This is a genomic window from Pseudomonas sp. MF6755, from assembly GCF_016405635.1.
GTDB classification, from domain to species: domain Bacteria; phylum Pseudomonadota; class Gammaproteobacteria; order Pseudomonadales; family Pseudomonadaceae; genus Aquipseudomonas; species Aquipseudomonas haemolytica.
This window is the reverse complement of the sequence record NZ_JAEKDA010000007.1, coordinates 22,234-36,815: the sequence shown is the minus strand read 5'-3', so window position 1 is coordinate 36,815 and position 14,582 is coordinate 22,234. Positions and strand designations below refer to the sequence as shown.

Here is a 14,582-nt window from a genome sequence, read left to right as displayed (position 1 = left end):
ATGGCGTTAGGCGATGAGTCTCTGCGATCAGGGCGAATCGCTGGTTGGACTCACAGGGATCTCTTTTCGACGTCCCAATTGTGCAATCAAGTAGGCGACGGAGTCGGCATTGTTAAGCACCGTAATGATGCGTTTAAGCGGATCGGTTCGGAACACTCGTCGGGCATCGCTGAGGGTTTGCGTTCCCGTAGCGGCGAGCAGCCTGTTGAAAATAGGCTCCGTTGACGTGCCCAGGCTCGGATCAGACTTCAGACCGGTGGCGATGTCCACCACCTGAAACAGCTCCTGAACCGGGGTGGTGAGCGACAGCCTTGAAAGCTGGCGGTTTTCCAACACTGTCTTAGTGCTATTGCCGTCAGGGGTTTGAGGGTCGATCAAGTCATGGAAGGGATGGGTGGAGTGCACATAAGCCAAGTCCAACGTCTCACCGACGTGATGAGAGATCTCATGAATGAGGGTAGTCGCACGCGCATGGACGTTGACATAGAACGGCTTTATCAACAAATGACTGTATTTCAGACCTGGGCTGAAAAATGCCTCGGTCAAATACACCAGTTGCAGGGGGTCGGGGACAATCGTAAAGGCCATCACCTTGTAGGCGCCCGTGAGTGCCGGCATCCGCGAGCGGCCGATGACAAATCGCGTTGAGTCCGGGGAGGTCAGTGACGGTTCCATCAACGCACTGCAGACCTTATCGACGACCTCCTGGATTTTTTCAAGGTGTACGTCCTCAAGGGTCTGCAAACCGAAAAACGTTTTGATTTGGCTAACGAGTTCAGGCGCGGCAAGGGGCGTGCGTACGAGCAGGCGCACGTTTTCCTGGGCGTTCCTTGCATAGAACGTAGCCAACGCCAGGGCCTCGGTGATCATCAACGATTCTTGCGCGTAAAGCGCTCGAATATCGCGCATGCCGATGGCCAATATATTCATATTGGGCCGCGCAAAGGGCTCGGAGTAAAAGCGGTTGGTCAATCGTGCAACCGCTCTACGGCTCGTCAGCAACGGGTCACTGCTGCTGAGCATCCACTGTTGCCGTGGGTTGCTTTGCACCAAAGGGCCGACTTCTCGATTGCCGGTGATGTGCCAACCCAACCCGTGTTTGATGACCTGAAACACCTTCCCTGCCACTGCCGCGTAGTAGTGGTCAGAGGCGGATCGGTAAAGGTTAAGCGTGGTGTCTTTGATCAGGCTGGCCAAGGTCGGCTCAAGCACTTCGAACCGTTGTAGCCGGGTGCGCGGCGCAGCCGTTATGTCGAGCGCGGGCCAGGACACCACAGAGGTCGCAGGTGTAGAAGGCGCTGATACCGGGGGGACGCTGCTCGCTGACACCGAAGGCATAGCACGGCGTAAACCGGCCATCAGTGCGACACCGCCGATGAAATGGCCAAGTGCCTCATGCCACTGGTGGCTTTGCAGTTCTTCAGCAGAGGCTTTGAACAGTTTATAGCTCTGCCAGGCGATCAACGGATAAGCCAATTTGCCGGCATAAAACACAAGTGCCTCATGCACGCCGTCTGCAAATACCGCCTTGGCCGTATCCCACGCGGGGCCTGCATTGGCGATTTTCTGGCAGCCCAACAGCGTCGTCAGCAGCTCGACGTTATCGGTGAACAACTGCTTGAACAGAGGAGCACTGATAGGGGTGCTTGCCAATTGGACGAGGGTGCCAGCTTGAGGTTGCTCCAGTGCGCTTGTCAGTGCCGCATGGTCAACGCCCGGGACCACCTGCCGAACCCAACCCTGTAAGGTGCCGGATGCTGTCAGCTCAGCGCGCAGTGCGGCCTCACCGGTATATTCCTTCAGGGTGTAGCCTGGACTATAGGGGGCATACAGGACGTGAGGCCCCTCGTCACCCGAGGCTGGACTGATCAAGTAAGTCCCAGGGATCTTGATCGTTTTCTTGCCGGCATCGATCAGCAGTTCCAAAGGGCGGATCATGGCGTTGGCATCTACCACGGTCGCCCGGGCGGTGGCATCCGGCATATCCATGACTTGTTGAATGAGCCCGAAAGCCGCCGGTGAAAGCTGGCCTTGCAACGTCAAGCTGTGAGCGTATTGCATCAGTTGCCAGGGCAGTTGCCTGGCGAATCGCGTTGAGCGCTGCACAAAGTCCGAACTGGCAGGGCCCAGAAGGGATTTGATGTACGTTTGATAAGCCACGTTGATGTTCAACGCCTGTATCCGTGTTTTCAGCGTTTGCGCATCTATGGTGTCAGGCAACCGCGTTGTGCCGGTGCTGGCGAAGAGTGGAATCTCGCCTTTCCAATACGATTGATGACTCAAGGCATAGTCCAGCAGCCCCTGGTTGCGGGCAGGCGTGCTGCCCTCTGCCGGGAGCCCGGCTTCAATGTCATCAGGTGTGACGCTACTCTGCGCATCAAGCTCCTTGAGCAAGGCGCTGAGCTTCTTGCGCGTAAACTTAGCCAGCGAGTCGACGCCATGCAGGTAATCCTGATTGTCGACAACATTGTTTCGATACTGCTCCAACAGTTCGGCATGAAGCTGCTGGTCGACCGCGCTGGCTTGCCCCAACCATTGCGTGCCATGTTGCACGATCATCGCCTGGACCATGTCCTTGGCTCGCCGCAAGTTAGTGGGTGCCAGGTTTTGCGTGACTTGAACCTGCCACAGGTTACGTAACTCTTCGACCGACAGTTTCATGGAGAGGATGTGCTCCAGTTCACGGTCTTTTTGTTGGGCAAAGGTGCGCTGCAAGTGCTCGACGAGGTTGGCTTCGATCAGTTCAAGCGAGCTCAATGCATAGGCCGGATAGGCATGCCAATCCGGTTGCCCCAGGTTCTCCAGGAACACCTGTCGTTCGTCCGGGCTGGCCAGGCGTCGATCTACTGCTGCCTTGAAGTGACTCAATGAATCAAAACTTTCCAGTCCCAACGCAGGCGTCCACAACAGCGTGCGCCCGCAATAGTGAGGATCAAGCCCGCCGCGCTCGGTCAGCACGAAGCAGTTACTGAGAGCTTGCGAGGTCGTTTGCCCCACGGTCGCGACCTTCAAGGCAAATGCGTCAGGACGAAACCCATTGACACTCAGTCGCAGGTCTCTGGCGTAAATGCCGAGTACGGTTAAAAGAACCTCGTAGTCGAGGGGCATTAAAGCGTCGTTCCAGAGCCTGAGTTGCATTTCCGCTGTCAGGCCCATCTCCATGGCTTTTCTCAGCAGGGGCTGGGTGTTGGGGTACACGTTGTGGGTTCTACGCAGATACTGCGTAAAACCGCCGACGGCACTGTCGATCAGCGTATTGAAAGTCGTGACGTCCAAACCCGAGACTTTAGTGGCCGGTTTATCAGGAACCGTTGAGTAGAACTGGGTGTTCGGCGAATCGGTGAGTGGCTCCACTTCGCCACATAAACGCGCCAGAAAATAGTCGACCACACGGCTCGATGACAGCAACTGAGGTTTGTCACTGGCACTCGATGGGCTGCTGTATTGGCGTACCGAGAGGCACGCAGCCTGCAGGTGTGGCGGCTTGATGGCGTGCAGTCTGGTGTTGAGATAGGTAGTGGCGGAGCGCTCCAGCGAGGGGCGCAAGGCAACTTGTTGTTCGATTTCGGCGCTGACATTTTCGAGCAAATGCAGGGTGGTGCGCATTGCAGAGAGCGTTGGCGGAATCCTGGGTTCTGTCGCCGTCGCAGTCCATGTGGCTGCCAACTGGGTACTCCAGCGGCCCATGGGCTCCAGGGTCAATAATGTTTGATCAATCATCCCACGCACATCCAGCACATGATCGACCAGGGCGTCGAGATCCATCGTGCCCTGGCTCAGGCGATACTGATCGAGGGCGTATTCAAGGTTACGCCCTTGTTTTTTAATGATGCCCTCCATGACGCTTGGGAAAATGCCCCCGGTGATGGGCGCACAGGTGATGTCGCTGCCCGACAGATCAACTTCGTCAAAGCGTTCCGGCCTGGATAGATGATTTTTCCAGGCCTCGGGATGCTGCCGGGAATTGAGCCTGTCGAGAAGGTGGGTTTTCAGTGCGCCCAGTTCAGTAAACAGGTGCAGGCCATGATGGGGGCTATAGAGCAGCCAGGGCGAGTGATCGCCGCTTTCTGTATGGCTGATGATCAGTGCGCCCGCCAGCTCTGCAGGGGGCTGTTCGGGCGCGTCCAGCAAGGCCTTTTCAGCCTTCAGGATCGGCGTCGGCATTGTCGCGGCAAGCTCAGCCTTGAGTGGCAGGGCCTGCAGTTGCAGACGTTGCTCGAGCGTAATCGTGGATTGCTGTTGCTGGTCCAGTAACTCCGTGAAAAAAGCCTGGGCCATGGCGTCCGCAAACAGTTGCAGCCGTGAAAGTCCGGTGGCGGCTGGCAGTTCCCAAAAGGCCTTGGGCTGCTGCCTCATGTGTATTTTCAAACCCTGGGCCAGCCCTTGGACTGACACCTCCCAGCGCAGTTGATCATCGGCCTCCTGAGTGGGCCGTTGTGGATCAAGGACACGCTGGGGGTTGGAGTAGCGTCGAGTTTCACCCGCTGGCCAGCCATTGGCGACGAAATACCGGAGGACGGTTTCGCTCAAGGAGCAGGTGGTCGTGTGTCGGGACGTTGGCGTATCAGATTTGCCTGCTTCGCTGGATGTGTCGATGGCATAACTCAGCACTTGGGTTTGATGCTGGTCGACATCTGGAAAAGCCTGGGCCAATTCAGCGGCAATGTAGTCACCCAGCAGCGAAGTGAAACTGGGCAGCTTGAGCAATTGCTCGCGTATCAGGTTGGCATTTTCAAGTAGGTTGTTGAAGAGGGTGTTGTGCTGTGCTTCGAAGACCGCTCCAGCCACGGTATTTGTGGTGATGGTCATGGGCGTAATGGGTTTTAGCGTGGCTTGCTGGGAAATGGACAGGTAATCAAGCAATGCCTGGCGCTGCACCGGGTCGTTGAGCCAAGTGAGCAGTTGCGTCTTGAGTGTTTCATGGCTTTCCAGCTTTTCCAGACCGCGAGCGGGTGTATAGAGAAAAACCCCACCTTCCGGGGCGGGGCTCATGACAAATGCGCCCGCCAGTTCAACCGCGTGCTGGCCGGGCACGTGCAGTTGCAGGGTCTGGACGTGCATCGGCATTTTCTGCGCCTGGCGCAACGCATCGGTGGCCAGGTACACGGCGTCGAGCCAGTCGAGGTCCTTGAGGGTAAAATGGCGTGCGCGTTGGCGGTCGCTCAGTTGCGTGCGGTCGGTTGGGGTTTCGCTGAAAAAATACGCTAGGTTGTCAGTGGCCATCGAGTGCTCTCCCTGCTGGCTGGCTGCAGGGGAAGCAGCCATAAGTGACCTGGGAAAATCACCCTGGCATTTCAAGTTTCAGTCCAGGCACTACATATGCACCAGTGCCTCACACCCCGGTAGAGTGATCGACGCATGGGTGGCCTTCGCCACGAAACAACGCCAGTGCACGCAACAGCGTACGCGTGTCCCCCGCCGTGATGAAGGCATCACGGAAGGCCTTGCCGGTATCGGGGTTGAACAGGCCGTCACGTTCAAACCGTTCAAAAGCCTGCCTCGCCAGGACACCGGACCACTTGTAGGAATAGGTTTTGGCCCCAAAGCCACCGACAAACTGTTCGAAACTGTTGAGCGGGCGAGTGCCATCAGGCCACTGTAAATGCCCGACTTCAGCGTTGGCGCTGATGAACACCTCATGAGGTGTACGCCCGTCGCCGTAGGTTCGGTGCAATTCGAAATCGACCAGCCCCGAGAGCAAAACCCTGGCGGTTTCCTGGCTGGTTTGAGTATGTACGAGCCGGTTCATACGGTTGGCCATCTCCTCAGGCAGGGGCTCTCCCGTCTGGAAATGGCCAGAAAGCCAGATCAGGAACGACGGAGTGAAGCAGAACTGCTCCAGCACTTGGCTGACGAATTCCGACGCATCTCGGCCCAGTTGATCAATACCTGAAATCGCCCGGTAGGGCGCGCCGGTCAATAGGTGTTGCAGGCAGTGGCCGAACTCATGCAACAAGACCCTGAGTTGCAAGTGATCCAGTAAGCAAGGATGGGCCGCTGTCGGGTTTGGCAACTGGGTACGTAACACCGCCATTGGCGATTCAGGTCGCCCCTCAGCCGTCATTCGGTGGCTGCGCAGACTGGAAGTGAAACCTAGCCCGGGTTCCTCATTGCGCCGATAAGGATCAATGAACAAATGTCCGATCGGCTGCGCGTACTCTCTTAGCTCAAATACCCACACGTCCGGATGCCAGGTATCAACCTCGGTCTGTTCGATCAAATCAACGCCGAAAAGCGTTTTGGTCAACGAACACAAGCGTTGCAGTACTGTGCCCAACGGGAAGTAATTGCGCACTGCCTCCTCGGAGAGGCCCGCCAGATCCTGACGAATTTTTCTAGCGAAATAGTCACAGTCCCAAGGCTTTAGGGCATCGATACCCCGTTGCGCGGCATAGCCTTGCAACTGGTGCGCCTCATGGGAAAACGTCGTGCGTGCCTGCTCGATCTGTTGGTGCATAAATGCAGTGACCTGCTCGGTCGTGTCCGCCATCTGGTCTACCAGCGCCAGTTGGGCGAAGTTGGAATAACCCAGGAGCTGAGCTTTTTGGTGACGGCTATCGAGCAGCACTGTCAGGACCTGTTCGTTGTCATTGGCAATCGCGTCCGGACCGCTATCTACCGCACGGCTGTAGTAGGCAACCATGATCTCCTCACGCAAGGCGCGATGATCGGCGTAGGTCATCACCTCGCGAAAGGACTGACCCGCCAGCGTCAATAACCAGCCTTCCAGGCCGGCTGCCTGAGCCGCAGCCGCCATGCGTGCCTGTGTTGCCTCAGGCAGCCCGCTCAACAACGATTTATCCTGGATGTGCTTGCGCCATGCGTTGTTCGCATTACTCACGCGGTCCAAGAACGCCTGGCCCAGGATGTCGATGTCTTCGTTTAACGCATTGAGCTGTAGCTGCTGGTCCACTGACAGATCAAGACCGGCCAGGTGGTATCTGCGCAGAATCTTTTGCAGCGCGCTTTGGCGTTGTTCATTGAACAGGGCAGCGATCGGGCTGGCGGCAAGTTGTCGGTGGAGCCGATACAGGTCGAGATTGGCTGCCAGCTCGGCTTTGTACTGTATTGCCAAATCCCGACTGTGCAGTGAAGCCTGCTGCCAGGCCAACCCTTGCGGCACTGAGTCAAGCAGCTTGACGATATGCACGAACCCATCCAGGCGCGCGTCCAGCTCATCCACAGCCAGCACCAGGTCATCCCAGGTGGGAAAAGGTGTCTGGCTGGCAATAATCAAAGCCGTGGCGCTGCGGCACTCGGCAATGACCTGCGTAATGGCGGGCACCAAGTGGTCTGCCTGGATGGCTGAAAAGGGCGGCAGATTATAAGGCAGCAGAAGTGGATTGCTTTGGGGCATGGGTCATTCTTCAAGGTAGCGGTCGGAACAACCAGCCTAAAGAATGAATAAGCAGAGAGAGGAATAGATAGATAGCCGAAGGTATCTACACACCTTATAGCTGCCAAAGGTAAGGAACCAATAGTGGCCGTTACCCAAATAACGGATATGTACTCGGTCAAAAAACCCAACATCCTGGTCGGCCCTGAGGCCGCCATCGGGAGCAAGCACCCTCGCCACAGGTTCAGCGCAATACCCAAAGTTGTGTAGACACCCAGGGATGGCAACCAGGCAGAAAACGCGGGGCCCGTGAGGCCCCACGTTATTCGTGAACCGGTTGGCTCATTGACTCATCGCTGCTTGAGCGCCGCACCTTCACCGCCGTTGTTCGGTTGCAACCTGAACACGTAGAACAATACCGTCAGCAGCACCAGAAACACCGGGCCTACATACAGCGCAATGCGGGTGTCCGGGAAGTACGCCATCAGGCCCACCACCAGCACCAGAAACGCCAACGCCACGTAGGAACTGACCGGGTACAGCCACATACGGTACTTGAGGCCAGCCGCCTCGGCCGGGCTCAGGCTTTTGCGGAACTTGAGCTGGGCCAGCAGGATCATCAGCCACGTCCAGATCGCGCCAAAGGTAGCGATCGAGGTCACCCACACAAAGACCTTCTCCGGCACCATGTAGTTGAGCAACACGCCCAACAGCAGCACAAAAATCGACAGCAGCAGCGCCCGACGCGGAACGCCGTTGCTCGAGGTGGTACCGAAGGTCGCCGGTGCCTGGCCATTCTGCGCCAGGCTGTAGAGCATGCGCCCGGTGCTGAAGATGCCGCCGTTGCAGGAGGACAACGCCGCCGTGATCACCACGAAGTTGATGATGCCCGCGGCGGTCTTGATGCCCAGGCGCTCGAAGGTCATCACAAACGGGCTGCCCTGGGTGCCGATTTCATTCCACGGATAGATCGACAGGATCACGAACAATGCGCCCACATAGAACAGCAGGATGCGCCAGAACACCGAGCCGATGGCGCTGGGGATGGTCTTCTGCGGGTTCTTCGCTTCACCGGCGGTAAGGCCGATCATCTCCACGCCCAGGTAGGCAAACATCACCATTTGCAGGGACATCAATACGCCGGTCACGCCGTTGGGCATAAAGCCGCCGTGGGCCCACAGGTTGGAGATCCCCAGCGCCACGCCATCATTGCCGAAGCCGAACGCGATAATGCCGACACCACCGATGACCATGGCAATGATCGTGACGATCTTGATCAGCGCGAACCAAAACTCGAACTCACCAAACGCCTTGACTGCGATCAGGTTGATGGTGCCCATGCTGACCAACGCCGCCAAGGCCCAGATCCAGCGGGGTACGTCGGGGAACCAGACGCCCATGTACACGGCGACGGCGGTGATTTCCGCCACGCAAGTCACCAGCCACAGGAACCAATAGTTCCAGCCAGTGAGGAAGCCCGCCAAGGGGCCGAGGTAATCCTGGGCGTAGCGGCTGAACGAGCCGGCGACAGGGTTATGCACCGCCATTTCGCCGAGCGCGCGCATGATCACCAGGATTGCCAGGCCACCCAGTATGTAGGACAACATGATCGCCGGGCCGGCCATTTCAATGGCCTTGGCCGAGCCAAGGAACAGGCCGACACCGATACAGGCGCCAAGGGCCATCAGGCGAATATGCCGTTCACCGAGTTCGCGTTTGAGCGGGCCGCCTTGAGCGGTCTCGCCATGGGGCAGTGGGTTGCCGACGGGCATGGGGATACAACCTCATCTTGTTATTGGATAAACCACTTGGTCTCACACAGACAGGCCGATAAGCCTGGCTGCGGAGTGAGTCCGAGGCTGCCTCATGGAGAGCCTCGTCTCGTAGGAAAAAACCTACAAGACCAGCGGGGCGTGCAGTATAAAAACCTCAGCGCAGGGTCTTTCACTATAAAAACCCAAAATTCCAGCGGTAATTCGCGGAAAAAACCGGGTTTATGGAGGGGCATTACCTGATTTGCCCCTGAAAGCCGCTGCCCGAAACGGCGGCGAGTATTGCACAGCCTTGGTGCATCGTCATGCCCCTGCCATCGCCTAATTGCCAGTACCGAAGGCTCTGGCACAGGGCTTTCACCCGATAGCGATGCAACCCATGGTGAACGCGGAAAGGTCTCGATGAAGCCTGCTGCCACAACAGGCACCCTCTTTCATCCCCTCCAACGAGACGTTCACGGATGACTGACTTGACCACCCTGCCCTCGCGTCTGCAAGGCGATCGGCAAATGCGGGACACTTTGATCCAGCACCTGCGGGCCGAGCCGCATGCCACCTCGGCGTCGCTCACGGTTCCCGCCCATTGCACCCTCGGCCGCTGGCTCTTGCTGTATCGCCAGGCGCTTGAGCGCCCGTCTTTTCTCGCGTGGGCCGAACAGCAGCGCTTCAAGCCGATGGACGTGAGCGTGCGCAACGGAACATTGCATGCCAACGGCACACCCTTCACCCTGAAAGATGCCAGCGGTTGGCAGCAACTCGCGCCACCGATCCTGGCCATCGTCCAGATCATCGACCCCGATGCGGTCGGCCTGCCTTATCCTGCCGAAAACCTGCAGCTGAGCGCCCGCCAGGTGCTCCGGTTCCATGGCTACCCCCAGCCGACTACCGCTGCCCAGCGCGGTGTGCTGATCGACGCGCTGGGGCGGGCGGCACCTGAGTTGGCGGACGCGTTCAGGCAACTGAATCAGGATCTGCACACCGTAGCCGATGCACTGCACACACAGATCGCCGCAGAGGACGAAGATGAAAACACCTTCAGCCTGTACAGCCTGTATCGCGGCCGTTTCCGACTGAGTTCGAGCTCGTTCTGGGCCGTGACAATGGGCACCGCCAAGACGTTACTCGAAGAGATCACTGAACATCCGCAGTTTCTGGCAGTGGCCCAACGCCGTGAGTTGACACCCGGCCAGTACCAGTTTGACCCTCAGCAACAGTCGATCAGAGGTGTCGCCCTCTCGAGCCTGCCTGTGGAGATCAGCCATGAGCAACTGGCGCCACTGGCTCTGGACGGCCGACTCGAGCGCCTGCAAACCCTCGCCAGCGCCATGGACCTGCCCGTCCACCAGGATGGCAAATTCAGCCTCGCCCAACTGCTCGGATTGCATGGCCTGCCCTTGCCGGATAAGCGCGAGGCGGCTTGGGACCTGATGGAGCAACTGCGGCGAAGCGAGCCGGTGGCAGTGCCCCCCGTCAGTGACCTTGCCCATTCCGAGATTGCCTTGCTGCAGTATCAACAACGGCTCGAAACACCCTTGCTCGTGCGCCCCAGCTTGGGTAATTACTGGGAGGCCCTGGGCCTGTCGCATCCGGGCGCACTGACCCTTGGCGCCGAGCAACGCGCCAAAATCATCCACATCACTGCCACCGTTGCCCCCCGACGCATGGGCGGCTTGCTCAACCTGCTGGCCGCCGACCTGACACCCGCACCGCCGGAGCAACAACTGCACCAGTTGCTTGCACGCCCCCGCGCGCAGACGCTCGCCGACCAATTGCTGGGCGCGGTGGGCTGGTTTGGCCACGCCGCCGGTGAACGTACCAGCAACGCCAGCCGTGATGCGCTGGTGCTGGCCGCGCTGATCCTGGATCTCGACCCGCACGCGGCACAGACGCGCTACACCCTCGCGGGCTTGAACCTGAACCACAGCGATTACCACGGCCATCGCTATCGGGACTTGCGCCGCACACTGGAGTTTCACCTGATCGAAACAGGGGTTACCAACGCCCAACATACGGCGTTGGCCGCGCATCTGTTACTGGCCGGCATCGCGCCGGAGTTTCTGGTACGAGACATTCCCGACTCGCTGTACTTCATGACATCCCACGCCTGGATGCTGTTCAAACAAGGTGTGATGCTGGCAGAAGCACTCGCCTGCGGATCAGCGCGGCAAATGTCGTTCAGCGAAGTCATGGCCCTGGCCACGCAGGCGCCGCACACCGACCAGGAGCGCCTGTGGCGCGAGCATTTCGCCACCTCCACCCTGATCGACTGGGCCATTACCCAGGGTGAGCTGCAACCGGCGCAGGCCTATCGTCCTGAGCAAATCAACAGCGTCAAAGAACGCTTAAGCGCTCGCATAAAGACTTTGGACAGTGCGTCCAGAACGCTGCGCACAAGGCCCACCATGCGTCGCGCCATAGCCTTGGCGGACCTCAAAAGAGTCTTCCCCAACAATCGCCTGCTCAAGAAAAAATCCCTGCAAGAAGGACAGGGCCCGTCGCGACTCCCCTCCCACAGGCCTACGAAGGGCATAAAGCTTCAGTCGCTGGTGGAGCTGCACATGAGCGGCCACCTGCAACCCCTCGATGACAAATGGCGCTCAACCGAACCCGGGCTCGACCTTGATACCCTGAAAAAAAGCTTCAACCAACTGCGCACTGTCAACGCACTGTTCAGCGAGGCTTCCGGCGCTTACGCTAAACGCCTCAAAAAAGCTTATACCTGTGTCATCCAATACCTATTGGCTCAGTTGCCATTGGCCGACCGCCAGCGCCTTCACCAGAGCACCGTGCAACTGCTGGTGGTGAGGTGGGCAGCCAACAAACCGGAGACCCAGGAGGTAACCGGGGAAAAAATGGCCCGTACCGCTCGGTTCGGCTTCATCCTGCGCTGTACTGCACAAGGCCCCCATCACGACTACGAACTGTTTCCCCTGCTCAATCAGGTGCAACAAAACACCCGGCTTCCCGCCAGCCTGGAACTGGGCGGACGCTCGTTCATAGCCACCACAGGCACGCCGCGCAGCACTCAACCAAAAGCCCATTTGCTGGTGGGCAGCCGTCTGGCGATTGACGAGAATGCCTACTTCGAAGGCAGCCCTCCCACACCAGGCAAATACTGCACCGTGATCGTGGACCGACTCTGGCAGTTCGAAGCCCTTCCAGCCACGGCCCGGCCCCTGGTGTTCGACTCACCAAGAAACCTCAGCTTGGCGAGCACCATCGTCAAGCAACATTTTTTTCTCGATATCGACGCCTGGGTGGCTCAGGCCAAAGGCATGACCACCCTGGAAGAGCGGGAAAAAAACACCCAACTGGCGTATGAAGCATTGCTGGGTCTCATCCCCTTCTGGACCTGCGGCCACGACCTCGCCTCCGGCGAGATCAAGCGTGTGCTCGATGGTACCCTCGGCTGTTTTTTCGACATGCTTGGCTTGTTCATGCCGACCAAAGGCTTTTTGACCAGCAGCGTAAAGCACCTGGGCAAGCCCGCTCCGGCCTACTTGAAACTGCTGCAACTGACAAAGCTCAGCGCCACCTATCTCAATGAGCTGATCAACCCACTGGAGGCGATACCGTCGCTGGTGCGCCTGACGGCCTATGGCCTGGCTCGGCTGAACCACTCCGGCCAGCGGGCACTGGCGGGCGCACTGCGGCATGCCCAGCAACGGTTTGCCCACAGGACAGCGATTGATTATGCGCGGCTGATCGACCGCCCGGATGTCGGGCCCGGTGTACTCAAACACCCTGAGGGTCTGAGCCACCTGTTGATGATCCGGCGCGCCAACGCCTGGTCTGCCTTCGACCCCTTCAGCGCAAGGCCGTATGGGCCCGCACTGGAAGGTGTGCAGCTGGACACGGCGATAACCGTCACCCCGATCAGCTTGGCCGACGGCTACAAAGCGCGGGTGGCAGAGCGCTTTTTCGAAACGCCACCCTTGCTCATTCCACGCGCCGGCGCCACCGACCTGCTGGATCAGGGCCGCGTATGGCGGTTGGCCCATGACCACTCCAACCATCTGGATGAACTTACGTCAGCGGCGCATGCCAGGCTTGACGACCACTTCGAGACTACCTGCCCGGTGGCTAGAGGTAAGCGCAGCCCAGTGCCTATCGTCTGTTTCACCAAGAAGCTGTATCCGTTCAAAGCCTCGATTCATAAACGTCGAGTGCAGGCGCTCGACCACATTCGCATCCAGCCGGCGCCAGTGATTGATGGCAACAAACGCAAGCTGGTCTATTACCGAAGCGTTCGTGAAGTCAACCCACACTACGATGGCTTTGAACTGACCGAGCAACTCCAACAACCGGCGCTGATCTACCAACAACAGGTCAGCGGCAAACGTATCGACAATGAGCCCCAGTTCGGCTTTCCCGAAGACGACGTGGACAACTTGCTCAGCGAAAAAACCCAGGTGGTGGAACTCGGCGCACTGGTGAACGTGATTCATGACCGAAGAACGCTCCGGGCGCTGAAAATCACGCTACCCAACAGAACAATGCCTTACTGGGTAGCCGAGCCCGATATCGGCGCTTTTTACCGGACAGACGCAACGCCCAGCGGGGCCGACAACACCTTGCAATTCCAGCGCTTGGATTTTAGCCAAGGCGGCGACGATGCAGCCCTGATCAGCGCCTATTGCGACACTAGAATGCAGTTTTTAAGCGCTGGCGGACTGATTCCAGACCAACCACTGGTGACATTGCCGACCCTGGAAGTCCTGTACCGGCAGCTGAGCAAGCGAGGGTTTTCGTCCGAAAAAATCACGCAAATCCGTGCCAAGGCCAGCAGGCTGAGCGTCATCAAACAGCGCGAACTACTGCTGAACACTTCAGACCAAGGCCGGCGCCTGAACTTCAATTTCGCTTCGCAACCGGTCCAGCTGGATATCTGGCCACCTGGCCCCAGTGATCGGCTCCCCCAGTACTATGCCGAGCAAGCCAACGCCAGCACCCAGGCGATGCTGGACAGAACCGGCCTGCGATCCGCCAACGTCCAGGGCGCCACGCCGGATGAAATCCTGCGCCTGCAAGAAGCCGAACCTGTGGTGATGTGGGAATACAGCAAGGTCGGCCACCCGAACTACACCGAGGTCATCCTCAAGACCGGTGCCGGCAATTGCGACCAGATGGCCCATGTTGCCTGCGAACTGATTCGCACCAATGGCGGCAACGCCCAGGTGTGGATGTGCCAGGGGCATACCTTTGTGGTGGTCGGCAATATACCCGCCGTCCTGAACACTACCGTTGACTTCCGCGCAGCCGAATGGGCGAACCTGTGGATCAGCGACCCCTGGACTTCGCTGGCGTGCCCGGCGCAGGACTACCTGCGAGAGCTGCGGATAAAAATGCACGTCTGGTACCTGGAGGACAAATCAGTGTTCTTTCATGACGGCGTGAACTATCGCTGGGCTCCGGCCAACAATCGAACCTGGCTGGGCTTTCTGGAGAACAGCGTTAAATTTCCGCGGCCATGA

6 protein-coding genes are annotated in these 14,582 nt (G+C 58.5%); 3 read left to right on the top strand and 3 right to left on the bottom strand.

What is annotated here, in order from left to right:
* Positions 1-27: 27 nt before the first annotated feature.
* The gene (locus JFT66_RS10465; protein WP_198859226.1) at positions 28-4,863 is read right to left on the bottom strand and encodes a dermonecrotic toxin domain-containing protein; all 4,836 of its coding nucleotides are present in this window, start codon (positions 4,861-4,863) and stop codon (positions 28-30) included.
* A gap of 57 nt (positions 4,864-4,920) precedes the next feature.
* Here JFT66_RS10465 and JFT66_RS10460 point away from each other — a divergent pair, with 57 nt between their 5' ends.
* The gene (locus JFT66_RS10460) at positions 4,921-5,208 is read left to right on the top strand and encodes a hypothetical protein (protein ID WP_198859225.1); all 288 of its coding nucleotides are present in this window, start codon (positions 4,921-4,923) and stop codon (positions 5,206-5,208) included.
* Between the two features lie 124 nt (positions 5,209-5,332).
* Here the strand turns inward: JFT66_RS10460 and JFT66_RS10455 are convergent, their stop codons facing one another.
* Positions 5,333-7,150: a M3 family metallopeptidase gene (locus JFT66_RS10455; RefSeq protein WP_198859224.1), complete on the bottom strand. Its 1,818-nt coding sequence runs from the start codon at positions 7,148-7,150 to the stop codon at positions 5,333-5,335.
* Here JFT66_RS10455 and JFT66_RS10450 point away from each other — a divergent pair.
* Positions 7,145-7,309, top strand: a complete 165-nt coding sequence (locus JFT66_RS10450) for a hypothetical protein (protein ID WP_198859223.1) — start codon at positions 7,145-7,147, stop codon at positions 7,307-7,309. The genes JFT66_RS10455 and JFT66_RS10450 overlap by 6 nt on opposite strands.
* A gap of 377 nt (positions 7,310-7,686) precedes the next feature.
* On the opposite strand, the gene JFT66_RS10445 is transcribed toward JFT66_RS10450, so the two are convergent.
* Complete coding sequence (locus JFT66_RS10445) at positions 7,687-9,108, bottom strand: amino acid permease (protein WP_034118305.1); 1,422 nt, start codon at positions 9,106-9,108, stop codon at positions 7,687-7,689.
* Between the two features lie 461 nt (positions 9,109-9,569).
* Between JFT66_RS10445 and JFT66_RS10440 the strand changes: the two genes are divergently transcribed.
* Positions 9,570-14,582 carry a hypothetical protein gene (locus tag JFT66_RS10440; RefSeq protein ID WP_198859222.1) on the top strand — a complete coding sequence of 1,671 codons (5,013 nt, stop codon included), beginning with the start codon at positions 9,570-9,572 and terminating at the stop codon, positions 14,580-14,582.